The 26,045-nt window shown below is 63.2% G+C and carries 29 protein-coding genes; 23 read left to right on the forward strand and 6 right to left on the reverse strand.

The annotated features are described in order from the left end of the window. Positions 1–341 precede the first annotated feature (341 nt). Positions 342–1,799 (forward strand): DEAD/DEAH box helicase, encoded by a 1,458-nt coding sequence (locus tag EN862_RS22150; RefSeq protein WP_127867982.1) that lies wholly within the window; start codon positions 342–344, stop codon positions 1,797–1,799. 112 nt (positions 1,800–1,911) lie between these two features. On the opposite strand, the gene EN862_RS22155 is transcribed toward EN862_RS22150, so the two are convergent. Beyond that, positions 1,912–2,901 (reverse strand): alpha/beta fold hydrolase, encoded by a 990-nt coding sequence (locus tag EN862_RS22155; protein ID WP_127867983.1) that lies wholly within the window; start codon positions 2,899–2,901, stop codon positions 1,912–1,914. Positions 2,902–2,984: 83 nt separating this feature from the next. Next, positions 2,985–3,833 carry an SDR family oxidoreductase gene (locus EN862_RS22160; protein WP_127867984.1) on the reverse strand — a complete coding sequence of 283 codons (849 nt, stop codon included), beginning with the start codon at positions 3,831–3,833 and terminating at the stop codon, positions 2,985–2,987. Positions 3,834–4,024: 191 nt separating this feature from the next. Between EN862_RS22160 and EN862_RS22165 the strand changes: the two genes are divergently transcribed. From EN862_RS22165 to EN862_RS22190, 6 genes are all read left to right on the forward strand, one after another. Beyond that, positions 4,025–5,059: a cysteine synthase A gene (locus tag EN862_RS22165; RefSeq protein ID WP_127867985.1), complete on the forward strand. Its 1,035-nt coding sequence runs from the start codon at positions 4,025–4,027 to the stop codon at positions 5,057–5,059. After that, positions 5,059–5,802: an alanyl-tRNA editing protein gene (locus tag EN862_RS22170; protein WP_127868123.1), complete on the forward strand. Its 744-nt coding sequence runs from the start codon at positions 5,059–5,061 to the stop codon at positions 5,800–5,802. The genes EN862_RS22165 and EN862_RS22170 overlap by 1 nt, the downstream gene beginning before the upstream one ends. A gap of 93 nt (positions 5,803–5,895) precedes the next feature. Beyond that, a complete protein-coding gene (sseA, locus tag EN862_RS22175) occupies positions 5,896–6,747 on the forward strand; it encodes a 3-mercaptopyruvate sulfurtransferase (protein ID WP_127867986.1) in 852 nt (283 codons plus the stop codon). Continuing rightward, positions 6,747–7,310: a GNAT family N-acetyltransferase gene (locus EN862_RS22180; RefSeq protein WP_127868124.1), complete on the forward strand. Its 564-nt coding sequence runs from the start codon at positions 6,747–6,749 to the stop codon at positions 7,308–7,310. The genes sseA and EN862_RS22180 overlap by 1 nt, the downstream gene beginning before the upstream one ends. Before the next feature lie 109 nt (positions 7,311–7,419). Then, positions 7,420–7,977: an OmpA family protein gene (locus EN862_RS22185; protein ID WP_127867987.1), complete on the forward strand. Its 558-nt coding sequence runs from the start codon at positions 7,420–7,422 to the stop codon at positions 7,975–7,977. Positions 7,978–8,221: 244 nt separating this feature from the next. Beyond that, positions 8,222–8,689 (forward strand): DUF1203 domain-containing protein, encoded by a 468-nt coding sequence (locus EN862_RS22190; RefSeq protein ID WP_127867988.1) that lies wholly within the window; start codon positions 8,222–8,224, stop codon positions 8,687–8,689. Between the two features lie 462 nt (positions 8,690–9,151). Here EN862_RS22190 and ald read toward each other — a convergent pair whose 3' ends face one another. Further along, positions 9,152–10,267 carry an alanine dehydrogenase gene (ald, locus tag EN862_RS22195; protein WP_127867989.1) on the reverse strand — a complete coding sequence of 372 codons (1,116 nt, stop codon included), beginning with the start codon at positions 10,265–10,267 and terminating at the stop codon, positions 9,152–9,154. A 214-nt stretch (positions 10,268–10,481) separates the two neighbouring features. Here ald and EN862_RS22200 point away from each other — a divergent pair, with 214 nt between their 5' ends. Further along, positions 10,482–10,955 (forward strand): Lrp/AsnC family transcriptional regulator, encoded by a 474-nt coding sequence (locus EN862_RS22200; protein WP_040994689.1) that lies wholly within the window; start codon positions 10,482–10,484, stop codon positions 10,953–10,955. Positions 10,956–10,986: 31 nt separating this feature from the next. Then, positions 10,987–11,337, forward strand: a complete 351-nt coding sequence (locus EN862_RS22205; protein ID WP_127867990.1) for a hypothetical protein — start codon at positions 10,987–10,989, stop codon at positions 11,335–11,337. Here EN862_RS22205 and EN862_RS22210 read toward each other — a convergent pair. Continuing rightward, on the reverse strand, positions 11,334–11,993 hold the full coding sequence (locus tag EN862_RS22210) for a 5-formyltetrahydrofolate cyclo-ligase (RefSeq protein WP_127867991.1): 660 nt from the start codon (positions 11,991–11,993) through the stop codon (positions 11,334–11,336). The two genes, EN862_RS22205 and EN862_RS22210, sit on opposite strands and share 4 nt — an antisense overlap. A gap of 174 nt (positions 11,994–12,167) precedes the next feature. Here EN862_RS22210 and EN862_RS22215 point away from each other — a divergent pair, with 174 nt between their 5' ends. From EN862_RS22215 to kdsA, 6 genes are all read left to right on the forward strand, one after another. Continuing rightward, positions 12,168–13,433, forward strand: a complete 1,266-nt coding sequence (locus EN862_RS22215) for an NAD(P)/FAD-dependent oxidoreductase (protein ID WP_127867992.1) — start codon at positions 12,168–12,170, stop codon at positions 13,431–13,433. A 163-nt stretch (positions 13,434–13,596) separates the two neighbouring features. Beyond that, positions 13,597–15,585, forward strand: coding sequence for a bifunctional 2',3'-cyclic-nucleotide 2'-phosphodiesterase/3'-nucleotidase (locus EN862_RS22220; RefSeq protein ID WP_127867993.1), 1,989 nt, complete (start codon positions 13,597–13,599; stop codon positions 15,583–15,585). A gap of 52 nt (positions 15,586–15,637) precedes the next feature. Then, positions 15,638–15,766, forward strand: coding sequence for a hypothetical protein (locus tag EN862_RS37425; protein ID WP_278161972.1), 129 nt, complete (start codon positions 15,638–15,640; stop codon positions 15,764–15,766). A 101-nt stretch (positions 15,767–15,867) separates the two neighbouring features. Continuing rightward, complete coding sequence (locus EN862_RS22225; RefSeq protein WP_042642267.1) at positions 15,868–16,158, forward strand: Dabb family protein; 291 nt, start codon at positions 15,868–15,870, stop codon at positions 16,156–16,158. A 70-nt stretch (positions 16,159–16,228) separates the two neighbouring features. Beyond that, entirely contained in the window at positions 16,229–17,104 is an 876-nt protein-coding gene (locus tag EN862_RS22230) for a VOC family protein (RefSeq protein ID WP_127867994.1), read from the forward strand. Next, on the forward strand, positions 17,101–17,946 hold the full coding sequence (gene kdsA / locus EN862_RS22235) for a 3-deoxy-8-phosphooctulonate synthase (protein WP_127867995.1): 846 nt from the start codon (positions 17,101–17,103) through the stop codon (positions 17,944–17,946). Before EN862_RS22230 ends, kdsA begins: the two co-directional genes overlap by 4 nt. Before the next feature lie 117 nt (positions 17,947–18,063). On the opposite strand, the gene EN862_RS22240 is transcribed toward kdsA, so the two are convergent. Continuing rightward, on the reverse strand, positions 18,064–18,777 hold the full coding sequence (locus tag EN862_RS22240) for a hypothetical protein (RefSeq protein WP_127867996.1): 714 nt from the start codon (positions 18,775–18,777) through the stop codon (positions 18,064–18,066). 108 nt (positions 18,778–18,885) lie between these two features. On the opposite strand from EN862_RS22240, the gene EN862_RS22245 reads away from it, so the two are divergent. Together EN862_RS22245 and EN862_RS22250 are read left to right on the forward strand one after the other, a co-directional pair. Continuing rightward, the gene (locus EN862_RS22245; protein WP_127867997.1) at positions 18,886–19,092 is read left to right on the forward strand and encodes a dodecin family protein; all 207 of its coding nucleotides are present in this window, start codon (positions 18,886–18,888) and stop codon (positions 19,090–19,092) included. Between the two features lie 72 nt (positions 19,093–19,164). Continuing rightward, entirely contained in the window at positions 19,165–19,530 is a 366-nt protein-coding gene (locus tag EN862_RS22250) for a PRC-barrel domain-containing protein (RefSeq protein WP_127867998.1), read from the forward strand. A 66-nt stretch (positions 19,531–19,596) separates the two neighbouring features. Here the strand turns inward: EN862_RS22250 and EN862_RS37430 are convergent, their stop codons facing one another. Continuing rightward, positions 19,597–19,719, reverse strand: a complete 123-nt coding sequence (locus EN862_RS37430) for a hypothetical protein (protein ID WP_281035859.1) — start codon at positions 19,717–19,719, stop codon at positions 19,597–19,599. Between the two features lie 200 nt (positions 19,720–19,919). On the opposite strand from EN862_RS37430, the gene eno reads away from it, so the two are divergent. The 6 genes from eno to EN862_RS22280 all read left to right on the forward strand — a co-directional run bounded on the left by eno (position 19,920) and on the right by EN862_RS22280 (position 25,981). Then, on the forward strand, positions 19,920–21,194 hold the full coding sequence (gene eno, locus EN862_RS22255; protein WP_127867999.1) for a phosphopyruvate hydratase: 1,275 nt from the start codon (positions 19,920–19,922) through the stop codon (positions 21,192–21,194). A gap of 156 nt (positions 21,195–21,350) precedes the next feature. Beyond that, the gene (locus EN862_RS22260; RefSeq protein WP_127868000.1) at positions 21,351–21,674 is read left to right on the forward strand and encodes a septum formation initiator family protein; all 324 of its coding nucleotides are present in this window, start codon (positions 21,351–21,353) and stop codon (positions 21,672–21,674) included. A gap of 175 nt (positions 21,675–21,849) precedes the next feature. Continuing rightward, positions 21,850–22,887 (forward strand): pyruvate dehydrogenase (acetyl-transferring) E1 component subunit alpha, encoded by a 1,038-nt coding sequence (pdhA, locus tag EN862_RS22265; RefSeq protein ID WP_127868001.1) that lies wholly within the window; start codon positions 21,850–21,852, stop codon positions 22,885–22,887. Positions 22,888–22,902: 15 nt separating this feature from the next. Next, positions 22,903–24,297 carry a pyruvate dehydrogenase complex E1 component subunit beta gene (locus EN862_RS22270; RefSeq protein ID WP_127868002.1) on the forward strand — a complete coding sequence of 465 codons (1,395 nt, stop codon included), beginning with the start codon at positions 22,903–22,905 and terminating at the stop codon, positions 24,295–24,297. A 4-nt stretch (positions 24,298–24,301) separates the two neighbouring features. Continuing rightward, the gene (locus tag EN862_RS22275; RefSeq protein ID WP_127868003.1) at positions 24,302–24,595 is read left to right on the forward strand and encodes a DUF5076 domain-containing protein; all 294 of its coding nucleotides are present in this window, start codon (positions 24,302–24,304) and stop codon (positions 24,593–24,595) included. Positions 24,596–24,604: 9 nt separating this feature from the next. Then, positions 24,605–25,981 carry a pyruvate dehydrogenase complex dihydrolipoamide acetyltransferase gene (locus EN862_RS22280; protein WP_127868004.1) on the forward strand — a complete coding sequence of 459 codons (1,377 nt, stop codon included), beginning with the start codon at positions 24,605–24,607 and terminating at the stop codon, positions 25,979–25,981. The last annotated feature ends 64 nt before the right edge of the window (positions 25,982–26,045 follow it).

The following is a 26,045-nucleotide window of genomic DNA, read 5'->3' on the forward strand; positions in this document are numbered from 1 at the left end:
GAGAGCGCAAGCGCCCTCGTTTTGCTGCATCGCAACATGACCCCTTGCATTTTGGACCGGACTCGGCCATATGCGGCGGCATAGGCGCTTGGGCCGGCCTGTCCGGCTTTCTCCACGAATGAGACTGGTTGCGTCTGTTTTCCCTCTTTCAAGTCGGCCTCGGTCGATCGGCAAGACGGCGAAAAAGCCCCGGGGCATGAAGTCCGCGGGCACGACAGCGCAGCCGCGCGGACGTTTCCCGTCCGCCGCCTTGTCGTTTCCTGATGAATTGTTTCGACGGCAGGTTGCGCCCTGCCGCCATTGACGTTTGCGGCGATTGCGCCGCTTGAAAGAAGATAAATTTGACCAACGAAAACACTCTCCCCAACAGCGACGCTGGGGAACTCTCCGGTTTCGCGGCCCTTGGCATTGGCGGCGCGCTGCTGAAGGCCACGCTTGCCGCGGGCTTCACCGAGCCGAAGCCGATCCAGGTGCAGGCGATCCCGCCGCAGCTGGAAGGCCGCGACATTTTCGGCATCGCCCAGACCGGTTCGGGCAAGACGGCTGCCTTCGCGCTGCCGATCCTGTCGAAGATCATCGGCCTCGGCAGCAAGCGCCGGCCAAAGACGGCGCGCGCACTGATCCTGGCGCCGACGCGCGAGCTTGCCGTGCAGATCGAGGACACCATCAAGCTGCTCGCCAAGGGCGCGCATATCTCGACCGCGCTGGTGCTCGGCGGCGTCTCGCGTTTCAGCCAGGTTAAGAAGATCGCGCCCGGCGTCGACATCCTGATCGCCACGCCTGGACGATTGACCGATCTGGTGCGTGAAGGCGACCTTATCCTTGCCGACACCAAATGGCTCGTCCTCGACGAGGGCGACCGCATGCTCGACATGGGTTTCATCAACGACGTCAAGCGCATTGCCAAGGCGACCGCGCCGGACCGCCAGACGGCGCTGTTCTCGGCAACCATGCCGGATGAGATCGCCGAGCTTGCCAAGGGCCTCCTGAAGAATCCGGTCCGCGTCGAGGTCTCGCCGCAGAGCACGACGGCCGCCGAGATCGTGCAAAGCGTGGTGCTCGCCCGCACAAGGCAGAAGCGCCAGGTGCTGTCCAAGATGCTGGCCGACGAGGCGATGCGCACGGTGATCGTGTTCTCACGCACCAAGCATGGCGCCGATCGTGTCACCAAGGACCTTGTGCGCGACGGCTTTGAAGCCGCCGTCATCCACGGCAACAAGTCGCAGAACGCCCGTCAGAAGGCGCTCAACGATTTCCGCGACGGCTCGGTCCGCATTCTGGTCGCAACCGATATCGCGGCGCGCGGCATCGACGTGCCCGGCATCAGCCATGTCGTGAATTTCGACCTGCCGGACGAAGCGGAAAGCTATGTCCATCGCATCGGCCGTACCGGCCGCAACGGCAGGGACGGCATCGCGATCACGCTTTGCGATCCCTCGGAGAACGCCAAGCTGCGGCAGGTCGAGCGCATCATCCGCATGAAGCTGCCGGTTATTGCCGATCATCTCGGCAGCCCGGATCCGCAGCGCGACCCCAGGGAAAAGACTGAGCGCCATTTCGAGCCGGCCAACGACCGCGAGCATCATGGCGGCCGTCGCGATGGCCGCCGCCCGGGCAATGGTGGCGACAAGAAGCGTTTCGGCGGCAAGCCCAGTGGCGAGCGCGCTCCCAAGCCGCAGGGCGAACGCCCGGCTGCCGCCAAGCCGAATGGCTCGGGCAAGCCCGACGGCTTCAAGCGCTTCAAGGGCAACAACAAGCGCCGCTTTGGCGGCAAGCGTCCGGCGAACCGGGCCGCTTGAGCCCGTCAAGGCGATGCAAGAAGAAACGGCCGGGGCGATGCTCCGGCCGTTTTCATTTCACCGGCCCCGTTTTATTGGCCTGATTTCACCGGCTCGATTTAACCAGCCGATTTCACTGGCCTGCCTGCTGCTGCATCAGCGCCTTCACCCACACCACGATACGCTGGGTGAGGAAGGCCGTGGTCTGCGGCGACAGCACATCGCCGGCGATGACGTGATTGTCCGGATCGCCGGTATCGTCGACCGGCACCAGCTCGTGCGGACCGCCCCAGCGCCCGGCGATCTCGCGTGTGCGATCCGGCCGCACCACCTTGTCGGAATCCGAGAAGACGAACAGGGCAGGGATCTTTGCCTTCTCGACCGGCGCCCCATAGGCAAGCTCGGTGAGCGCAGCCATCGGCAACACCGCTTTCATCGGGTATCTGGTGGTCCAGAATTTTTCGTGGAGCGCATTGCGTGCAGGGAAACTGCGCTCCTTGCCGCCGACAAGCTCGGCGATCTGTCCGCCCCAGGGCATGGTCAGCAACTCCGCGCCGGAGGCCTTGACGCCGAAATTCGGCGATATGAACGCGATTGCCGCGACACCGTCCGAAGCACCCGGCTGCGTCGCTGCCCATGCTGCCAGCGAGCCGCCGGTCGACGTCCCGATGACGATCACCTTGTCGCCGATTTCGCGGCCGATGGCCAAAGCCTCCTCATAGTCGTTGATCCAGGCATTGACGCTGCCTTGCGCCATGGCCGCGCCGTCCTGGCCGTGGCCGGTCAGCCGCGTGTAGAAGAGGTTGGCGTCCAGTTCATCCGCAATGTCGTCCGGCAAGGGGCGGACCTCGCCCTTCGAGGCGGAAAAGCCATGGACGTAGACAATGGCCAAAGGCGTCTTGGCGTGGACCATCGGGTTTGCCCAGATAATCTCCTTGTCGAGCCCGTCGCGGATGTTGGGCACGGCAGCCTCTTCCCGCGCCAGGTAGGCCTGCGGATCGTCGCCGATCACCGACGGATTGAACTTGATCGTGGTATCGACCGGCACGCGGGGGCCGAGGAAGAAGCCGGCGACCAGGATGACTGCAAGACCAAGCACCGCCAGCACGATCCGCCGCCCCATTCCAGTCTCCAAGCAATGATTCTCAACCTATGGCCGTCCCCGCCGGCAGGCAATCGCCGTTTCGCCGGCTTATGTTGCGGCGGTTATGCCGCCTCGTCGCGGGATGTGGCTTTTTTGCCCGCCGGCCTGCGATCGAAATGCAACGGCCGCCCCCACCAGTGGGTGGTGAGCCCGATGACAAAGCGGCCGATCGGCCGCGGCAGCAGGCCGAGCAACTTCAGCGGCCAGCTTATGTGATAGGGGAAGGTGACTTCGAAGCCGCCTTTCTTGATGCCGCGGGCCATCCGGCGCGAGGCGCGATGCACAGGCATGAGACCCGGCATCGGCAGCTTGTTCTTTTCGGTCAGCGGCGTGTCGATGAAGCCCGGATTGATGACCTGGACGCGGATGTTCATCTTGTCGAAGTCGTATTTCAGCGACTCCGCCAGGATGTTGATCGCGGCCTTGGTGCCGCCATAGGCTGCCGTCGTCGGCCAGCCGGAATAGGCGGTGACCGATCCGACAAGAACGACATGGCCGCGTCCGCGCACCCGCATGCGCTCGACGACAGGCACCACGCCGTTGACGATGCCGAAATAGTTCACGGCGAAGGAACGATGGAAATCGCGCACCACCAGATTCTCGCCGGGGGTGGCGATGTAGTTGCCGGCATTGAAGACGGCCAGCACGATCGGGCCCATCTGCTCCTCGATCGCGGCGGCCGTGCGCGCCATGCCGTGCTCGTCGGTGACGTCGCAGGGAAAGGACTTCACATGCCCGGACATCTGCGCCGTTTCGACGATCAGCGTGTCGGCTGGATCTTCCGGCAGCGACGTCACCGCCACGGCATAGCCTTGATTGGCGAGATCCTTGGCCAACGCGCGACCAAGCCCGCTGCTGCCGCCCGTGATCCAGGCAACGCCGTCTTTCGGATTGGCCCGGTAGAGTGTCATGGGGTGTCCTGCGGATGTTCCGGTTTGCTCTAGCGGCGGAGAAATCGGTTGAAAAGAGCGGTTTTGCACCTGTCACCGAAATGATCGCGTGCGTTGCACCATCCGGAATGCGACTGGACCAGGCAAAATCTTGCCTTGAAACCGCGGCGTCCGGTTTTTAGGGTCTCGCCGCACACATGAAGGAATCCCGCATGCCCCGTTCTGTGATCGAAGCGATCGGTAACACGCCCCTGATCCGGCTCAACAAGGCTTCGGAAGCGACCGGCTGCGAAATCCTGGGCAAGGCCGAGTTCATGAATCCTGGGCAATCAGTGAAAGATCGCGCCGGCCTGTTCATCATCCGCGATGCCGAGCAGCGCGGCCTGCTCAAGCCCGGCGGGCTCATCGTCGAAGGCACTGCCGGCAACACCGGCATCGGCCTGACGCTGGTCGCCAAGGCGCTCGGCTACCGCACCGTGATCGTCATCCCCGACACGCAGAGCCAGGAAAAGAAGGACACGATCAAGATCCTGGGCGCGGAGCTCATCGAAGTGCCGGCCGTGCCGTACAAGAACGCCAACAATTACATAAAACTGTCGGGCCGCCTTGCCGAGCAACTGGCGCGCTCCGAACCCAACGGCGCGATCTGGGCCAACCAGTTCGACAATGTCGCCAACCGCGACGGCCATGTCCGCACGACCGCGCAGGAAATCTGGGCCCAGACCGGCGGCAAGATCGACGGCTTCGTTTCGGCCGTCGGCTCCGGCGGCACGCTCGCCGGTGTCGCTCTCGGGCTCAAGGGCAAGAGCAAGGACGTCAAGATCGCGCTCGCCGATCCGCTGGGCGCCGCGCTCTACAGTTTCTACACCAGCGGCGAGTTGAAATCCGACGGCAACTCGATCACCGAGGGCATCGGCCAGGGCCGCATCACCGCCAATCTCGAAGGCTTCACGCCGGACTTCTCCTACCAGATCCCGGACGAGGAAGCGTTGCCGATCATCTTCGACCTGATCCAGGAAGAGGGACTCTGTGTCGGCGGCTCGACAGGCATCAACATTGCCGGCGCCATCCGGCTGGCGCGCGAGCTCGGACCCGGCCACACCATCGTGACGATCCTTGCCGACTACGGCACACGCTACCAGTCCAAGCTCTTCAATCCGGAGTTCCTGCGCGGCAAGAATCTTCCGGTGCCGGGCTGGATGGAAGAGAAGGCCGACATTTCCGTGCCGTTCGAAAAGGTAGCATGATGGCGCACAAGACCGAGGCGCTGTTTCGCGACGACGCCTATCAGACGACGGCCGAGGCCGAGGTCGTCGCCATCAACGATCGCGGCGGCATCCTTCTCGACCGCACAATCTTCTATGCCACCTCCGGCGGGCAGCCGGGCGATACCGGGTTGTTCGAGCGCGCCGACGGCAGCCGCATGGCGATTGCCGCGACGATCACCGGCGAGACCAAGGACGAGATCATCCATGTCCCGGCGCCGGAGCAGCCGCTGCCCGCGGTCGGCGAAAAGCTGAAGCTTCTCATCGACTGGGAGCGGCGGCACTTGCTGATGCGCATGCATTCCGCTTGCCACTTGCTGACCGTGGTCTGTCCATTTCCGATCACAGGAGCGTCGGTCGCCGAGGACGACAGCCGCGTCGACTTCGACATTCCCGACGCCGGTTTCAGCAAGGAGGATGTGACGGCGCGGCTGATGGAGCTGGTGCGCGCCGACCATCCGATCTTCACCCGGTTGATCACCGACGACGAGCTCGCCGCCAATCCCGGCCTGGTCAAATCGAAGAACCTCCGCCCGCCGGTCGGCACAGGAAAAATCCGCCTGGTCTGCATCGGCGAGAACGGCTCGGTCGACAGCCAGCCCTGCGGTGGAACGCATGTGAAGTCGACCGGCGAGGTCGGCGAGATCCATATCGGCAAGATCGAGAAGAAGGGCCGCGAGAACCGGCGCTTCCGTATCCGCTTCGGGCCAATGCCGGCGAATTGATGCTCGAAGTTATGACGCATGATGTCGCCCGAAAACCGCTTCGCACTTTTCGGCATCATGCTCTAAACCGAGGCGGCCCAGGGAGATAACAAAATGGCGCAGGACAGTCCCTTCATCGTCGACGCCGACTGGCTGGAAAAGCAACTTGGCGAGCCCGGCCTCACCATCATCGACGCCTCCTGGTATCTGCCGGCGCAAAAGCGAGACGCCCGCGCCGAATACGATGCCGCGCACATTCCCGGTGCGCGCTTCCTCGACCAGGATGCGGTTTCCGATCCGGATTCGAAATTGCCGCACACCTTGGCCTCGCCGCAGCATTTTGCCCAGTATGTCGGCGCCATGGGCGTTACGGCTGATGACACAATCGTCGTCTATGACGGGCCTGGTCTGTTCTCGGCGCCGCGCGCCTGGTGGATGTTCCGGGTCATGGGCGTTTTCCAGGTCTATATTCTGAACGGTGGCTTCGACCGCTGGAAGGCCGAGGGGCGGCTAGTGACTTCCGAGCCGACCAAGATCGCGCCGAGCGTCTTCCATGCCGATTTCGACGAGGGCCGGGTCGTCGGCCTCGACGAGATGCGCAGGATCGTCGACGGCCGCAAGAGCCAGATCGCCGACGCGCGCTCGGCCGGCCGTTTCGCCGGAACCGATCCGGAGCCGCGTCCCGGCGTCCGTTCGGGCCATATGCCAGGCGCGCACAACGTCCCGATCACGGCGCTTGCCGAGAATGGCGAGCTGCTGCCCAAGGACCGTTTGCGCAAGGTGATCGAGGATGCCGGCATCGATTTGTCGAAGCCGGTCGTCACGTCCTGCGGCTCGGGCATCACGGCGGCGGCGATCACGCTTGCGCTGGAGACGCTCGGCCATACCGACAACCGGCTTTACGACGGATCCTGGACGGAATGGGGCGGTCTGAGCGACACACCGGTGGTGACGGGGAAAGAATGATGGAAAACGGCGCGCCGCAAGATATCGATGTCACGGTCACGTTCCTGGAGATGCACGCGACGCCGGCGGTTTCGCCGCCGATCCCCTACAACCGGCAGATCGCGCTGCTGAAGACCAAGGACATCCCGCTCCATTTCTACCGCTATTTGATAGATCGCGTCGGGCGCAAATGGCACTGGGTCAATGTGCTGCGGATGAGCGACGAGGAACTGGCCGCTGGCCTGCACCGCGAGGACCGCGACGTCAGGGTGCTCTATCTCGACGGCGCTCCCGCCGGCTTCTTCGACCTCAAGCCGCATCTTCCGGACGAAGTGGAGCTCGCCTATTTCGGCATGATGGAACATGCGCACGGCCAGGGCCTCGGACGCTGGTTCCTCGGCGCGGCGATCTCGGCGGCCTGGGCATATGGGCCAAAATTCGTCTCCGTGCAGACCTGCACGCTCGACCATCCGGCGGCTCTGCCGCTGTACCAGAAACTCGGCTTCACGCCTGTGGCGCAGAAGAAGGAAGTCGTCCACCCGCTGACCTTCGCCGAGCGTTCAGCCAGCGTCATGCGAGGCTAAGCCGTTCCCTTGAATTGCCTTGGGCCTGAACATCCCGTTCATCGCCGCTTCAGACTGTCTTTGCCATGGTCCGGCCGCATTACGAGGCCGAGCTTATAGGAGAAAAGACATGTTGACCCGACGTATGTTTGCCGTCGCCGCGATCGCTGCAATTGCCATGCCGAGCCTGGCATTCGCTCAGGCGACCACGCCTTCGGCCGCGACGATCGAGCGGCAGCTCGACGCCGCGCCCAGGAAGAAGCTGCGCCCGAACGAGCGTGTCACCATTCGCGAGTTCAAGCGCCGGCCGGATCTGCGGCGCATGGCGCGTTCGATCGATATCCAGTCGATCAATTTCGAGTTCGGCTCGGCCGCCATCGCCTCTTCGCAATACGGCAAGGTCGAGATCATCGCCGACGCGCTCCATCGCATCCTGCGCCGCGACCGTGGCGCCCGCATCCTGATCGAGGGCCACACCGACGCCGTCGGCTCCTTCGAGTCGAACCAGGTCCTGTCCGAGCGCCGTGCCCGCTCCCTCAAGCGGACCCTGGTAGGCGAGTTCGGCGTGCCCTCATTCGCGCTGGAAACCGTTGGCTATGGCGAGGAATTCCTGCTCGTGCCGACCCAGCAGGAGAACTGGCGCAACCGCCGCGTGACGCTGCGCCGCTTCGACGACTTCGTGCGGTAACGCTCGGCCCGACAATGCCGATGGTCAAGAGCTCGGTTGCATAAGCAGCCGGGCTCTTCATGTGCGCGCCGCTAGAGCAATTCCAGGAAAAGTGTGAACAGTTTTCCGTCCCGGAATTGCGTAAAAACAAAGAGTTAGAGCGGTTCGCCCTTTCCGTCAAACGGTGAAACGCTCTCGTCAGGAATCGGGTGGGAGACACTACCGCCAAGGCATAATTTCCGGACATCGCCACCGGAGATTTGCCATGAGCATCCAGTTCAAAGCTTTGCCGACCGAAGCCGTGCGCGCCTTGCAGCGGGGAGGGCCCGACGCCTATGGCCTTGCCCCGGAACACCGGATCTCCGAAGGCGACGGCGTGCCCTGCAGGCACTGCATGAAAAACGTCGCCGCGGGCGACGGCTATCTCATCGTGGCCTACAGGCCGTTCCCGGAACTGCAGCCCTATGCCGAGACCGGCCCGATCTTCCTGCACGCCGAGGAATGCGAACGCGCCGCCGACGGGGAGGCGCTGCCGGAAATGCTCGCAAGCAGCGACTATATCGTCAGGGGCTATGGCAAGGACGATCGCATCGTCTATGGCAGCGGCGCGGTCACGCCGACAGACGACATCGCCGCTCGCGCGACGACACTGCTTGAGCGCGATGACATCGCCTACATCCATGTCCGCTCGGCGCGAAACAATTGCTATCAATGCCGCATCGAGAGGGCCTGATCCCAAACCGGCCCGATCGCAAACGAACATGCCCCCAGAAAAAAAGCCCGCCGATAGTCAGGCGGGCCGTTGGAGGGTCTGACAGAAGCTGTCGGCAAGTGCTGCCAGGCCGGGATTATCCGAACCCGGCAAGCAGCACAGACCGCCAGTAGCACTGCGTGTCTAGGCATCTTTCCCGCCGGGCGAATGTGAAGCACTTCACACAGGCGGCACAACGGCCGGTAAGATGGAAACCGAGCGTTTCAAGACTGTCGTATTCCCGTCGTACTGCTGCGCTAAAAAGCAATGGTTGATGATCAGTCGACCGCGGATGGACCGGCGGCAGATCGCAACCTCGAGGAAGCGGGGCTTTTGCTCCGCTTTTTTGTTGCCCGGATTTCCTGTCGAGAGCCTTGCTTGCGCGCAAGAAAAAGCCCGCCGGAATGACCCGGCGGGCGTGACAGGAGGAATTCTTGACGGATGTCAGGCGGCAAGCACTGCCTTCGGCTCGACCATTTCGTAGCCGAGCGCTTCGGCGACGGCGCGGTTGGTGATCTTGCCCTTATGGACATTGAGGCCGTTGCGCAAATGATGGTCGTCGACCAGCGCCTTGAGGCCCTTGTCGGCAAGCTGCAGGCCATAGTGCAGCGTCGCGTTGTTCAGCGCATGCGCCGAAGTGACCGGCACGGCGCCTGGCATGTTGGCGACGCAATAGTGGATCACGCCGTCGACCTCATAGGTCGGATCGGCATGCGTCGTGGCATGCGAGGTCTCGAAGCAGCCGCCCTGGTCGATCGCGACATCGACCAGCACCGAGCCCTTCTTCATGCCGGACAGCATTTCGCGGGTGACGAGCTTGGGCGCCGCGGCGCCCGGGATCAGCACGGCGCCGATGACGACGTCGGCCGAGAAGCACTCCTCTTCCAGCGCCTCGACGGTCGAGTAACGGGTGTGGACGCGGCCGCCAAAGATGTCGTCGAGCTGGCGCAGGCGCGGGATCGAGCGGTCGATGATGGTGACGTCGGCGCCGAGGCCGGCCGCCATCTTGGCCGCATGCAGGCCGACGACGCCGCCGCCGAGCACGGTGACCTTGCCGGGCAGCACGCCTGGCACGCCGCCAAGCAACACGCCGCGGCCGCCATTGGCCTTCTGCAGCGCCGTCGCGCCGGCCTGGATCGACAGGCGGCCGGCGACTTCCGACATCGGCGCGAGCAGCGGCAGGCCGCCGCGATCGTCGGTCACGGTCTCATAGGCAACAGCGGTGACACCCGAAGCGAGCAAACCCTTGGTCTGATCCGGATCCGGAGCCAGGTGGAGATAGGTATAGAGGATCTGGCCATCGCGCAGCTGCACCCATTCATTGGGCTGCGGCTCCTTAACCTTGACGATCATGTCTGACTTGGCGAACACGTCGGCCGCCGTCTTGGCGATGATGGCGCCCGCGGCGCGATAGGCGTTGTCGTCGGCGCCGATGCCGGCGCCCGCGCCTGTCTCGACCAGCAGTTCGTGCCCATGCGCGACATATTCGCGGACCGAGCCAGGCGTCAGGCCGACGCGATATTCATGGTTCTTGATTTCCTTGGGGCAGCCGACACGCATCTTTCTTCTCCTGTCCGCGCCCTTTCAAGGGGCGCTCTCCCTGTCGTTGGTGCATGCCACCAGCTCCGGAACGCCACGCGATTTGGAGGCGACACGCAATAATCGCAGTCAACCACGAATCGTTCCGTATGTGTTTGCGAATGCACTTGCGGCAACGACCGCTCTTCGATAATCGTTGCGCAAAACAGCCGGAAATTCGCAGGAACCACGAAAAATGCCGCTCGACAGGATTGATATCGCCATTCTGGAGACTTTGCAGAAGGATGGGCGGATACCCAATGCGGCGCTTGCCGAGAAGGTCGGCCTTTCGCAATCGGCCTGTTCGCGCCGGCTCGACAACCTCGAAAAGTCCGGAACCATCCGCGGCTATCACGCCAGGCTGTCCAATTCGGCCCTCGGCCACCAGATGACGGCGATCGTGCACATATCGCTGTCGGGGCAATTCGAGAAGACGCTGTCGGATTTCGAGGCGGCGATCAAGCGCTGTCCGAACGTGCTCTCCTGCCATCTGATGTCGGGCGAATACGACTACATCCTTCGCATCGCGGCGAAGGATCTCGTCGACTATGAGCGTATCCACAAGGAGTGGCTGTCCGCCATGCCGCATGTGACGAAGATCAACTCGTCCTTCGCGCTGCGCGAGATCGTCGATCGCACGGCTGTCGGCTTGAGACCGGAGATGGCTTAGGTACTCATAACCAGCAGGAGGCAGCGGCGATATGACAGAAAGAATCACCTTGCCCGAGTCATTGCCGGCAACCGCCGTCGTTCGCGTCTCGCGCGCCAGCTACGACCCGAGCCGCTTTGCGGAAGTCGATGCCGCGAGCAAGAAGACCTCGCAGTACATAATCCCGGCTATCAGACGGCTGCCGGGGCTCCTTCACTTTTATGCCGGCGTCTCGCCGAAAGGCTCGATCGTGCAGGTCAGTGTCTGGGACACCGAAGAGCATGCGGCGCAGCTCGACACTCTGAAGGAGATGGTCGTCGACGGCCGCAGGGATATGGAGGCGGTCGGCGTGACGTTCACCCCGATTTTCAACTATCCGATCGACTGGACCTGGACCGTCTAGGCAGTCGCGGTCTCCGTAACCACAGTCGTCATCGGTATGTCGTGCGGCTGCGGATAGATGGTCGGGATGCGCTGCAATTCATAGCCGACGCCGATCACTAGCGGCCTGAACGGTATGGCCGCCAGCGTGCGGTCGTAGAAGCCGCCGCCATAGCCCAGCCGATACTTGCCTGGATCGATGCCGACGATCGGCGAAATCACGATGTCGGGCAGGACCGGATCGCCCTCGGCCGGAATCGGGATATTCCAGACGCCTTTTTCCAGCCGGTCGCCCGGCTTGTAGGCGCGAAACACCAGCGGCTGCCCCTTCTCGATGACGACAGGCAGCGCGGTGCGGCCGCCGCGCTCATTGACCGAGGCCATCCAGCCGCGCAGATCCGGCTCACCGCGAAACGGCCAGTAGAGGCTGACCATCCGGCCATCTATGTCGCCGATCAGCGCGTCGAGGCCATCGGCGATACGCGCCGACATGGCGGCGCGTGCATCGGCTGAGACGGCGAGGCGGGCATTGATGAGCCGTTCGCGCTCGGCCTTGCGCCATCGCTTCACATCCGTCCAGTCGGAGAGCGGCTCGCGGTATTCCGGGTCGAGTTCGTGCAGGAAGCAGGGCGGTGAGGCGTATTGCGCCGGTCCTTCATCGTCGCGGTCGTCAGCCATGATAGGCTCCTGTCGTGGTGCCTCACGCTATACCCGCGGGAGTGCGCGTTACATGTGCAATCACGACGCCGCGCGACGACTCTGGGGCATATTTCCCAGCCGGCAAGATGTTGTTGCAGCGCACAAAATACCTACATCTCTATGTGGTAGTTTTACGCCGCGAGGTAGATCGAAATGAGCGAAGCCAGGCATCATGTCGTGGTCGTCGGCGCCGGGTTCGGCGGGCTCGAACTCACCCGCGCGCTGGCGGGTGCGCCCGTGCGCATCACCATGATCGACAAGCGCAATCACCACCTTTTTCAACCGCTGCTTTACCAGGTTGCGACGACGTCGCTGGCGACTTCGGAGGTGGCCTGGCCGATCCGTCATCTCTTACGCCGGCGCAAGGACGTGACGACGTTTCTCGGCAATGTCACCGGCGTCGACCGCGCCGGCAAACGCGTGCTGCTCGAAGACGGCGGCTCAGTTCCCTACGACACGCTGGTGCTGGCGACCGGCGCGCGCCACGCCTATTTCGGCCATGACGAATGGGAACCCTTCGCGCCGGGCCTGAAGACGCTCGAAGATGCCACCACGATCCGGCGTCGCATCCTGCTCGCTTTCGAGCAGGCGGAACGCGAAACCGATCCGGCAAAGCGCCAGGCGCTGCTGACGCTGGTCATCGTCGGCGGCGGCCCTACGGGCGTCGAGCTCGCCGGCACCATCGTCGAGCTTGCGCATGACACGCTGCGCGGCGAGTTCCGCAGCATCGACACCCGCCAGGCGCGCGTCGTGCTGATCGAGGCCGGCGACCGCATCCTGGCCAATTTCGCGCCGCAACTTTCCGACTACGCCCGCAAGGCCCTGGAACGGCTCGGCGTCACGGTCGAGCTCGGGCGCCCCGTCACCAGACTCGACGCCGAGGGCGTCGTCTTCGGCGACAAGCAGCTGCCGGCAAGGACCATCATCTGGGCGGCCGGCGTTGCCGCTTCGCCGGCGGCCGAGTGGCTCGGGACGCCGGCCGACCGGGCCGGCAGGGTGCTGGTCGAACCCGATTTGACCGTGCCGGGCAACCCGGAGATCTTCGTGATCGGCGACACCGCGCATGTGCTGCGGCCGGATGGAAAGCCGGTGCCGGGCGTGGCGCCTTCGGCCAAGCAGGAGGGCAAGCATGTCGCCGCGACGATCAAGGCGCGGCTTGCCGGCGACACGGCCACGCGTCCCTTCCTGTACCGGCATTCCGGCGATCTGGCGACGATCGGCAAGCGTGCCGCCGCGATCGATTTCGGCTGGATCAAGCTCACCGGCTGGCTCGCCTGGTGGCTCTGGGGCATCGCGCACATCTATTTCCTGATCGATTTCCGCAACCGCCTGGCGGTCTCGCTTAGCTGGCTATGGATTTATTTCACGGGCCAGCGCAGTGCCCGGCTGATCACGCAAGGCGACGACGACAAGAGCTGAGCGCCTCGCCGCCGTCCGTTTCATCGACGCGTGACCCTTTGGTGATCGCGGCGCGTCACCTTGTCGTGATCGTAAGGCCTCCGGCAAACATGGACTCAAGGCGTCTTCAACGCCATGCTCCGGCTGGGGCAGGGGTTGCAGCATTGTCGAACAGGAGAGCACGATGTCACGACTGCCGCCCCCTCGTAGTGAATTCTCCCGCCGCGAATTCCTGGCCGGCGTTGCTGCCGGCGGCGCGCTGATCATGCTGCACCCATTCTCCGCCCACGCCGCGACCAACCAGGCGCATCTTAGGATCATGGAGACCACCGACATCCATGTGAACCTGCTGCCTTACGATTACTACGCCGACAAAGCGAACGACACGATGGGCCTCTCGCGCACCGCCTCGCTGATCGACGCGGTGCGTAAGGAAGCCACGAATTCGATGCTGATCGACAATGGCGACCTCCTGCAGGGCAGTCCGATGGGCGACTATGTCGCCTATGAGAAGGGCATGAAGGATGGCGACCTGCACCCAGTCATGAAGGGCATGAACCTGCTCGGCTATGAGTGCTCGACGCTCGGCAACCACGAATTCAACTACGGCTTGTCCTTCCTCGACAAGGTGCTGGCCGGCGCCAACTTTCCCTTCGTCTGCGCGAACCTGATCCGTGGCACCACGCTGGCCAGCAACCCTCGCGACGACAAGCTCTATCTCAAGCCCTATGTCATCCTCGACAGGAAGATCAAGGACGGGTCGGGCACCGAGCAGCCGATCAGGATCGGCGTCATCGGCTTCGTGCCGCCGCAGATCATGGTCTGGGATCTCAAGAACCTCGAAGGCAACGTCCAGACGCGCGACATCGTCGAGGCGGCCAAGGCCTGGGTGCCGCAGATCAGGGAAGAGGGCGCAGATATCGTCATCGCGCTCTCGCATTCCGGCATCGATATCAAGCAGGGCGACAAAATGGAGAACGCTTCCTTCTTCGTCGCCGGCGTCGAGGGCATCGACGCCGTCTTCACCGGCCACCAGCATCTGGTCTTTCCGGGCAAAAAAGATTTCCAGTCGCTTCAAGGCGTCGATACCGAAAAGGGCACGCTGCAAGGCAAGCCCGCGGTCATGGGCGGCTTCTGGGGTTCGCATATGGGCTTGATCGACCTGCTTCTGGAACGCGACGGCTCGAAATGGCGGGTCGTCTCGGCTACCGCCGAGGCGCGGCCGATCTATGAGCGCGTCGACAACATGAACAAGGCGAAGGTCGGCGACGACAAGCGCATCATCGCCGCGCTCGAGCAGGACCACCAGGCGACGCTTGCCTATGTCCGCCGCCCGGTCGGCAAGACATCGGCGCCGCTCTATTCTTATTTCGCGCTGGTCGCAGACGATCCGTCCGTGCAGATCGTCAACCAGGCGCAGAGCTGGTACCTCAAGGACATACTGAAGAGCACGAAGTGGAAGGACGTGCCGCTGCTGTCGGCTGCAGCACCTTTCAAGGCCGGCGGCCGCAACGGCGCCGACTACTATACCGACGTTCCCGCGGGCGACATCGCCATCAAGAACGTCGCCGATCTCTATCTCTACCCGAACACGGTCCGTGCCGTCGAAATCGCCGGCGCCGAGGTGAGGGAATGGCTGGAGATGTCGGCTGGCATCTTCAACCATATCGAGCCGGGCAAGGCGGACCAGCCGCTCATCAACACCGATTTCCCCTCCTACAATTTCGACGTCATCGATGGCGTCACCTACAAGATCGACCTGTCGCAGCCGCCGAAATACGACGCCAAGGGCAGCGTCGCGAATGCCGGCTCCAACCGTATCGTCGATTTGAAATTCGACGGAAATCCGATCGATCCGGCAGCGAAATTCGTCGTCGCCACCAACAACTACCGTGCCGGCGGCGGCGGCAATTTCCCCGACATCAACGCTTCCAGGATCATCTACGAGGCGCCCGACACCAACCGCGACGTGATCGTGCGCTATGTCGTCAGCGAGGGCACGATCAATCCTTCCGCCGACGACAACTGGTCCTTCGCGCCGATGCCCGGCGCCAGCGTCGTCTTCGAGACGGGACCGAGGGCCAAGGATTTCATCGCCGAGGTGAAATCCCTGAAGATCGAACCTGCCGGCGATGGTGAGGCTGGTTTTGCCAAATACCGCATCACGCTTTGATGCTGCTGCCGCTCCCACTGGTTCCAGCCGGCCACATGCGCTAGTTTTAGCCATGCGTTATGTAATCGTCATCGCAGCCATTGCCTTCTTCCTGATCTGGGATGGCCTCTACAATCATGGTCACTATCTCGACGTGACCGTGCGGGAAATGTCGCGCATCGTGCGCCAAGTCACCGGATAGGCCTTGCCGGTGGCGCATCGCGGGCGCGACATCGTTGCCGGTTGACGCCCGGGTGTCGCTCCCACAAAAACACCGCTGAATCGACGATCACGGAGGTTGGCTTGATCCGCCACATCGTTTTCTTCAGCGTGCGGCGCAAGGAAGATGTCGAGGCTGTGCGCTCGGGCCTGCTGGCGCTTGGCAAGATTCCGCACTCCAAGCATTTCGAAGTGACGCTCAACACCAAGGTCGATCTGTTCTCCAACGCGATCGACGTGGTCGTCTATGCCGAGTTCGAGGACGAGGCGGCGCTTGCCGCCTACAAGGCGCATCCGATTTATGCCGATACGACCAGCAAGGTGAAGCCGTTGCGTGAATTGCGCTATTCGGCCGATGTCGTTGCCGCGGCCTGAACCGGCATAGCGCGCATACTGTCGATCCCGCGCCCTTGAACCGCGGGTCGGAATGGGGCAAACCGCCGGCATGACCAAAAAATCAGCTCATCCACTCGACCATCTCGTTCTGCCGGCACAGAACCTTGATGCTGTTCGCTCGCGCCTGACGTCGCTCGGCTTTGTCGTCGCGCCCACGGGCATCCACCCCTTCGGCACGGAGAATGCCTGCGTCTTTTTCACCGACGGCACCTATCTGGAGCCGCTGGCGGTCGGAAATGAACAGACGGCGGACCTCGCCATAAGCGAAGGGAATGTCTTCGTCGCGCGCGACCATCTCTACCGTCAAACCATTGGCGATGAGGGTTTTTCGGCGGTCGTCTTCGGAACGGCCAATGCCGATGCCGATCATACGCGCTATGTCGAAGCCGGTCTTTCGGCCGGCGAAATGCTGAGCTTCTCGCGCGCCTTTACCGACGCAAACGGCAAAAGCGACATGGCTTCCTTCAAGCTGGCATTCGTATCCGACAAGGAGGCCGACGAGGCCTTCCTCTTCGCCTGCCAGCGCATCAACGCGCCCAAGATCGATCGCACGGCGCTGCAGGCCCACGCCAATGGCGTGACGGGTATTCTCGAAATTATAGCGGTCAGCGACAGGCCTGCCGGCCAGATCGGATTGATCGCGACCGCCGCCGAAGCTGGTGTGAGCGACGGCGATGCCGTGCGGCTGCCGAATGCGGTCCTTAGCGTTTTCTCGTCCGAAGATTATGGCTCGCGCTTCGGCCTGACGGTCGCGCCATCGCCGAACCTGCGCTTCACGGCCATCGTTTTCTCGGTTGGCGACACGGCCGCCGCCAGGCGGCTGCTTGCGGAAAACGCAGTCCGACACAACATGAGCGGCAATGATATCGTCGTTCCGCCGGCGCCCGGGCAGGGCGCCGCCTTCATCTTCCGGGAGACCCCATGAGCAAACCCCTGGCGCCCAATTCATCGGTAACCGTCGGCAAGGTCGTCTTCGCCAACAATGCGCCGCTGTCGCTGATCGCCGGCCCGTGCCAGCTTGAATCGCGCCAGCACGCCTTCGACATGGCCGGTGCGCTGAAGGAACTGACGGACCGGCTGGGCATCAGCCTCGTCTACAAGACCAGCTACGACAAGGCCAACCGCACCTCGCTTTCGGCGACGCGCGGTGCCGGCCTCGACGCGGCGATGCCGATTTTCGACGATCTGCGCAAGGAGTTTGGACTCCCGGTGCTGACCGACGTCCACACCGAGGAACAATGCGCGATCGTGGCGCCGCATGTCGATGTCCTGCAGATCCCGGCCTTCCTGTCGCGCCAAACCGACATGCTGGTCGCCGCGGCAAAGACCGGCAAGGTCATCAATGTGAAGAAGGGCCAGTTCCTCGCGCCCTTGGACATGAAGAACGTCGTCGCCAAGATCACCGGTTCCGGCAATGCGAACGTGCTCACCACCGAGCGCGGCGTCTCCTTCGGCTACAACACGCTGGTCTCGGACATGCGCGCGTTGCCGATCATGGCCGAGATCGGCGCCCCGGTGATCTTCGACGCCACCCATTCCGTGCAGCAGCCGGGCGGGCAGGGCGGTTCGTCGGGCGGTGAACGGCGCTTCGTCGCGACGCTGGCGCGCGCGGCCGTTGCCGTCGGCGTCGCCGGCGTCTTCATCGAGACCCACCAGGACCCGGACAACTCGACATCCTCCGACGGCCCCAACATGGTGCCGCTCAAGGACATGCCGGCGCTGCTGGAAAAGCTCATGGCCTTCGACCGCATCGCCAAGGGGCACTAAAGCGCGTCGCGCTGAACCGGATTCAGGCGACGCGCTTTAAGTCTTTGTTTTGATGCATTGTCGTTCTCCCAGAACCGCTGCACACTTCTGGGCGACGTGCATTAAGTCTCGGGCAGCTCATTGGCCGTGGCTCGGGCCGCCCATCTCAATTGCGAAGACAGCGTAGTAGTTCAGTCCCCGCATCGGAGCGCTGACGGTCAGTATCCATCGAACATTGCCGTGGACCCGTTCGTAGATCGGTGGGCCTCTCGAGGGTAGCGCGTCCGGTGGAATCTGGAAGGCGAAGGGAATACCGGCGCTCGAGCGGACCGATGTACTCGGCACGACGATCGTTTCGCGCCATTTGAGCTCGTCCTTGTAGGTCGATTTTTGCGTTCCGCTGGTATTCACGACCGGTCCACCGACCCGATAAGTGCGGATGCATTTCAATTGCACGGTGTAGTCGCCGTTGGGAGTCAGATCGCGGCTCGAACGCACCGCGCCTTCGAAGCGCCCGCCGGGCACTGCGGTTCCAGCTATCAGTGTCGTCGTACCGAACTTGCGAACCCGCAAGGTGTCGCGGATCGCCTTCAGCAACGCGTAGAACGCGATGACGAGAAAGACGACGGGGATGAAGATGAGCGGATTGAATTCGCGATCCGTGACGTCGAAGTTGAGCGGGAACTCGAAATACCAGGGGATCAATATGCCGATCAGGCCCATGCCGCCGGCAAGGAAGTATCCGCTGGACGCATTGGCGGCATTGGCGTCGACCACCGGTGCCGGCGCCTGCATGGTTGTCCGCCGATTGCGCGTGCGGCCCATCGCCACTCCCTCGCGTGACAATGCCATGCAGTGCGCCTCTGTGACAATGGCGAGGCCGCACCCGCCAAGCTTGTCGTGAAAGGGGGCCGGTTATACGCTTGGCCCCGTAACTGAGCGTCTTGGCAGGAGGAAGCCATGTCCGTTGCCCGCGTCACCGAAATCACGTCGTCGTCCAAGGTGAGCTTTCAGGATGCCATTGAGAAGGGCATCGCGCGCGCCGCAAAGACCCTGAAGAACGTCGAAGGCGCCTGGATCCAGGACCAGAAGATCGTCGTCGAGAACGGCAAGATCGCTGCCTACCGGGTCAACATGAAAGTTACCTTCATCCTCACCGACAGCTGAGCAAGGTTGTCGGGAACCTTAGCGCGCTCCTCTCATTGTCAATGCAGGCATTCAATCGAGAGGAGCACCACCATGACCACCCCGTCCGGGCACACCGAAGCCATTGCCGCCTCGCGCGTCATCGGCACGTCTGTCTACAACACCGAAGGCAAGAGCATCGGCAGCATCGAGGACGTGATGCTCGACAAGATGTCGAACGGCATCATGTTCGCCGTGATCGGCTTCGGCGGCTTCCTCGGCATGGGCGAAAAGTACCACGCCATTCCGTGGGCGACGCTCGACTATGACGAGGACAAAGGCGGCTACGTCGTGCCGTTCACCAAGGAGCAACTGCAGGCCGCGCCCGCATACTCGATCGACGAACTGACCGGCGCCGACGGCGAAGCCGCCCGCGATGCCTCGTTCCAGTATTACCACGTGAAGCCCTATTGGCATTGACCGCCTGATAGGCACCTAAAAACCAAAGGCCCCCGGGCAAAACTCGAGGGCCTTTGGCGTTTTGAACTACTGCGCCGGTTGGAGCGTCGATAATTCCACCGAGCTCTGCTGCGGCTTCTGATCGTCGCATGACGTCAGGAACGCCGCCGCGATCAGGAACAAACTCACGATACCGCTCAACTGGGACATGGCGAAACTCCTCCTGTTTCGCCCCGCGCGAACGCGACCATAGATGAGAAGGCCGCGCGACGCGCATGACTTATGATGACAGAAATTTGCGCTTCGTGAATCCGGCCCGCGGCAATAATTGCGGCGCCGCCGATTGCCTTTTGCGCCGCTTTGGCTAAGAGGGGCGCGACGCTTCAATCGATCAATCGGGGACATCGCAAATGACCGCCATCATCGACATTGTCGGGCGTGAAATCCTGGACAGCCGTGGCAATCCGACCGTCGAGGTCGACGTGGTGCTGGAGGACGGCTCGATGGGCCGCGCCGCGGTGCCGTCCGGCGCATCGACCGGCGCGCATGAGGCTGTCGAACTGCGTGACGGCGGGCCGCGTTATCTCGGCAAGGGCGTCCAGCGCGCTGTCGAGGCCGTGAACGGCGAGCTGTTCGAGGCGATCGGCGGCATGGAAGCCGAGAACCAGATCCATATCGACCAGACGATGATCGAGCTCGACGGCACGCCGAACAAGAGCCGCCTCGGCGCCAACGCCATCCTCGGCGTGTCGCTTGCAGTCGCCAAGGCCGCAGCCGAGGCCGCCGGCCTGCCGCTCTACCGCTATGTCGGCGGCGCCAAGGCGCATATCCTGCCGGTGCCGATGATGAACATCATCAATGGCGGCGCCCATGCCGACAACCCGATCGACTTCCAGGAGTTCATGATCCTGCCGGTCGGCGCGCCGACGCTGCGCGACGGCGTGCGCTGGGGCTCTGAGATTTTCCACACGCTGCGCAAGAAGCTGAAGGATGCCGGCCACAACACCAATGTCGGCGACGAGGGCGGCTTCGCCCCCAACCTGAAGAGCGCGCCGTCGGCTCTCGATTTCATCATGGAATCGATCGAGAAGGCCGGCTTCAAGCCGGGCGAGGACGTGGCGCTCGGCCTCGACTGCGCGGCGACCGAGTTCTTCAAGGACGGCAACTACGTCTATGAGGGCGAGAAGAAGACGCGCGATCCGAAGGCGCAGGCCAAGTACCTTGCCAAGCTTGCTGCCGACTATCCGATCATCACCATCGAGGACGGCCTCGCCGAGGACGACTGGGAAGGCTGGAAGATCCTGACCGACCTGATCGGCAAGAAGACCCAGCTTGTCGGCGATGACCTCTTCGTCACCAACACGGCGCGGCTGCGCGACGGCATCCGCATGGGCGTCGCCAATTCGATCCTGGTCAAGGTCAACCAGATCGGCTCGCTGACCGAAACGCTCGACGCGGTCGAGACCGCGCACAAGGCCGGCTACACCGCCGTCATGTCGCACCGCTCGGGCGAGACCGAGGATTCGACCATTGCCGACCTCGCGGTCGCCACCAATTGCGGACAGATCAAGACCGGCTCGCTGTCGCGTTCGGACCGCATGGCCAAATACAATCAGCTCATCCGCATCGAGGAAGAGCTGGGCAAGCAGGCGCGTTACGCCGGCAAGTCGGTGGTCAAGGGCTGATCCAGCCTGTTTGGAACAGTTCGAAAAGGGCGGGGCATCCCGCCCTTTTTCATTTCCGGGTACTCCGGACGAGGTCGCCCGTAACCGTCCATTAAGCACAATCGGGCGAAATACGACTCATGGCCGCTTGCGTTCGCGGCCGCGAGGGTTCGGGTTATGTGGACACGTCAGCACAAGCAGAGAAACACCGGCAGGCTGATCATCCCTTCGCTTTGCGTGCTCTTCCTGGCCTATTTCGGCTTCCATGCCTATCACGGCGAGTTCGGCATTTATTCCAAGTATCGGCTCGAGGCCCGGGCGGTCGAACTGCAGGCCCAGCTTGATGCCGTGAAGGCGCGCCGGATCGACTTCGAGCGCCGCGTCCAGCTGATGCATGAAGGCACGCTGGAGAAGGATATGCTTGACGAGCAGGCCCGAAAGGCGCTCAATCTATCCCAACCCGACGAAATCACCATCATGTTGCCCGCCGCGACGAAATAACCGAATTCCGGTTAATCGCTCTTATTTGCAATGATTCTAATCGCTTAGATGCATGCCAGCCATGCATTTTTCAGCATGGCGCAATGCATCCTTGCATGTTAGCTTCTCACAAATCGGTGGGGAGGCGATCGATCTCCCTGAATGTCCGCAAAGAGACGCCAACAGGGAGTGACGCATGGCCACCGCCGCCAAAAAAGCGCCCGCCAAATCCAGATCCGACAAACAGCATAATCTGTCAGCGCCCAAGCCGGCCGATTTCACCAAGGAAGACGAGCTCTCCGCCTATAGGCACATGCTCTTGATCCGCCGCTTCGAGGAGAAGGCCGGCCAGCTTTACGGCATGGGCTTCATCGGCGGCTTCTGCCACCTCTATATCGGCCAGGAGGCCGTCGTCACCGGCATGAAGATGGCGCTGGTCGAAGGCGACCAGATGATCACCGCCTATCGCGACCATGGCCATATGCTGGCGATGGAGCTGTCGCCACGTGGCGTCATGGCCGAGCTCACCGGGCGCCGCGGCGGCCTGTCGAAGGGCAAGGGCGGCTCCATGCACATGTTCTCCAAGGAGAAGCATTTCTATGGCGGCCACGGCATCGTCGGCGCCCAGGTGTCGCTCGGCACCGGTCTCGCCTTCGCCAACCGCTACCGCGACAACAAGAACGTCTCGCTGACCTATTTCGGCGACGGCGCCGCCAACCAGGGCCAGGTCTATGAAAGCTTCAACATGGCCTCGCTGTGGAAGCTGCCGGTGATCTACATCATCGAAAACAACCGCTACGCCATGGGCACGTCCGTGTCGCGCTCGTCGGCTGAGACCGACTTCTCGCATCGCGGCGCCTCCTTCAGGATCCCGGGCATCCAGGTCGATGGCATGGACGTCCGCGCCGTGAAGTCGGCGGCCGATCTCGCCACCGAATGGTGCCGCGCCGGCAACGGCCCGCTCATCCTCGAGATGCAGACCTACCGCTACCGCGGCCATTCGATGTCCGACCCGGCAAAGTACCGCTCCAAGGAGGAGGTGCAGAAGATGCGCTCCGAGCACGACCCGATCGAGCAGGTCCGGGCGCGATTGCTCGACAAGAAGTGGGCCAGCGAGGACGAGCTCAAGGCCATCGACAAGGAGGTCCGCGACATCGTCGCCGACGCCGCCGAATTTGCCCAGCACGACGCCGAGCCGGATCCGTCCGAGCTCTGGACCGACATCGTACTCTAAGGGGAGGGCAAGGACATGCCGATCGAAATTCTCATGCCCGCGCTCTCGCCGACGATGGAAGAGGGCAATCTTTCCAAATGGTTGAAGAACGAAGGAGACAAGGTCGTCGCCGGTGACGTCATCGCCGAGATCGAGACCGACAAGGCGACGATGGAGGTCGAAGCCGTCGACGAAGGCACGCTGGCCAAGATCGTCGTTCCGGCCGGCACCGAAGGCGTCAAGGTCAATGCGGTGATCGCCGTGCTCGCGGTCGACGGCGAAGACGTCGACAAGGCCGGCGAAGGCATCGGCGAGGAAGAGCCCAAGTCTGAAGCGGCAGCACCGGCGCCGGCCCCCGCCGCGGCTAAGAGCGAGGCTTCGGCCCCTGTCGCCGCCGCGCCGAAGACGGAAGTCGCGGCCGACCCGGACATTCCCGCCGGCACCGAAATGGTCTCGACCACCGTGCGCGAGGCGCTCCGCGATGCCATGGCCGAGGAAATGCACCGCGACGGCGACGTCTTCGTCATGGGCGAGGAAGTCGCGGAGTACCAAGGCGCCTACAAGATCACGCAAGGCCTGCTGCAGGAATTCGGCCCGCGCCGCGTCGTCGATACCCCGATCACCGAGCACGGCTTTGCCGGCGTTGGCGTGGGTGCCGCGATGGCCGGGCTGAAGCCGATCGTCGAGTTCATGACCTTCAATTTCGCCATGCAGGCGATCGACCAGATCATCAACTCGGCCGCCAAGACGCTCTATATGTCCGGCGGCCAGATGGGCGCGCCGATCGTGTTCCGTGGCCCGAACGGCGCGGCGGCCCGCGTCGCCGCGCAGCACTCGCAGTGCTACGCCGCCTGGTACAGCCATATCCCTGGTCTCAAGGTGGTGATGCCTTACACGGCCGCCGACGCCAAGGGTCTGCTCAAGGCGGCAATCCGGGACCCGAACCCGGTGATCTTCCTCGAGAACGAGATCCTCTACGGCCATTCCTTCGAGGTGCCGAAGCTCGACGATTTCGTGCTGCCGATCGGCAAGGCTCGCATCCACAAGCAGGGCAAGGACGTCACCATCGTCTCCTTCGGCATCGGCATGACCTATGCGGTCAAGGCCGAGGCAGAACTGCGTGGCATGGGCATTGACGCCGAGATCATCGATTTGAGGACGGTCCGGCCGCTCGATTTCGATACGATCATCGCCTCGGTGAAGAAGACCAACCGTCTCGTGGTGGTGGAAGAAGGTTTCCCGCAGAGCTCGGTCGGCGACCACATCGCCAACCAGGTCTCGCAGCGCGCCTTCGACTTCCTCGATGCGCCGGTGATCACCATCGCCGGCAAGGATGTGCCGATGCCTTACGCGGCGAACCTCGAAAAGCTGGCCCTGCCCAACATCGGCGAGGTCGTCGAGGCGGTCAAAGCCGTGACGTACCGGGGTTAATGAGATGTCGCGCGAACTCGAAGTTCCCGCGATGGTCGTCGAGAGTAGCGAATTCGAAGAAATACTCCGCGTCTGGATTGGTTCGGACGCGGTCGTCACGATGCAAGACCTCTTCGGGCCAAACGCTCACAACTGGGGCATGGTGCTGGCCGATGTCGGCATGCACATAGCCAGGATGAGATTGGAACAGGACGGCATCCCTGAAATCGAGACGCTTCAGGCCTTGGAAGACGGATATCGCGGCAGAATGTCGGAGCAGTTCAATATCCAGCACCGTTCGCTGACCGGGCGGAACTGAGGAGGAAAAATGCCAATCAACATCACCATGCCGGCGCTCTCGCCCACGATGGAAGAGGGCAATCTTTCCAAGTGGCTGGTCAAGGAAGGCGATAAGGTCTCGCCCGGTGACGTGATCGCCGAGATCGAGACCGACAAGGCGACGATGGAAGTCGAAGCCGTCGATGAAGGCACGGTCGCCAAGCTGGTGGTTCCGGCCGGCACCGAAGGCGTCAAGGTCAACGCGCTGATCGCCATTCTGGCCGGCGAAGGCGAGGATGCCGGCGCTGCGGCCAAGGCTGGCGGCGATGCCGCGCCAAAGCCCGAAGCGCCGAAAGCGGATGCTCCGAAGGCCGGAGCCCCCAAGGAAGCAGCCAAGCCGGCAGCAGCAGCGGCGCCCGCGCCGGCGAAGGCCGAGCCTGCTCCCGTCGCCAACGGCCACGCCGCCGGCGATCGCGTCTTCGCATCGCCGCTGGCCCGCCGCATCGCCAAGGATGCCGGCGTCGACGTGACGGCGCTGGCGGGTTCCGGTCCGCATGGCCGCGTGGTGAAGGTCGACGTCGAGGCGGCGATCGCTTCCGGCGGCGCGAAAGCTGCTCCGGCTGGGAAGGCGCCCGCCGGCGCTCCCGGCGCGACTCCGGCACCCGCGCCGAAGCCGATGTCGGACGACCAGGTGCTGAAGCTGTTCGCCGAGGGCTCTTACGAGCTGGTGCCGCATGACAACATGCGCAAGACCATCGCGCGCCGCCTGGTCGAGGCGAAATCCACCATCCCGCATTTCTATCTGACGCTCGACTGCGAGCTCGACGCGCTGCTGGCGCTGCGCACGCAGCTCAATGCCGCGGCCCCGATGAGGAAGACCGAGAAGGGCGAGGTTCCCGCCTACAAGCTCTCGGTCAACGACATGGTGATCAAGGCGATGGCGATGGCACTGATGGCGGTACCGGATGCCAACGCCTCCTGGACCGAGAATGCCATGGTCAAGCACAAGCATGCCGATGTCGGCGTCGCGGTGTCGATCCCCGGCGGTCTGATCACGCCGATCATCCGGCATGCGGATGAAAAGACGCTGTCGGTGATCTCCAACGAGATGAAGGACCTGGCCAGCCGCGCCAGGAGCCGCAAGCTGAAGCCGGAAGAGTATCAGGGCGGCACGACGGCGGTGTCCAACCTCGGCATGTTCGGCATCAAGGACTTCGCCGCCGTCATCAACCCGCCGCATGCGACGATCCTGGCGGTCGGCGCCGGCGAGGAGCGGGCGGTGGTGAAGAAGGGCGAGATCAAGATAGCCACCGTGATGTCGGTGACCTTGTCCACCGATCATCGTGCCGTCGACGGCGCGCTCGGCGCCGAATTGCTGGGCGCCTTCAAGCGCATGATCGAAAATCCGATGGGCATGCTGGTATAGGACGGGAAAAGGCCGTGCGGAAATTCTTCACCGGCCTTTTCGCCTTGTTCTTTCCGTCGGGCGG

The organism is Mesorhizobium sp. M2E.F.Ca.ET.219.01.1.1, assembly GCF_004016445.2.
Lineage (GTDB): Bacteria > Pseudomonadota > Alphaproteobacteria > Rhizobiales > Rhizobiaceae > Mesorhizobium.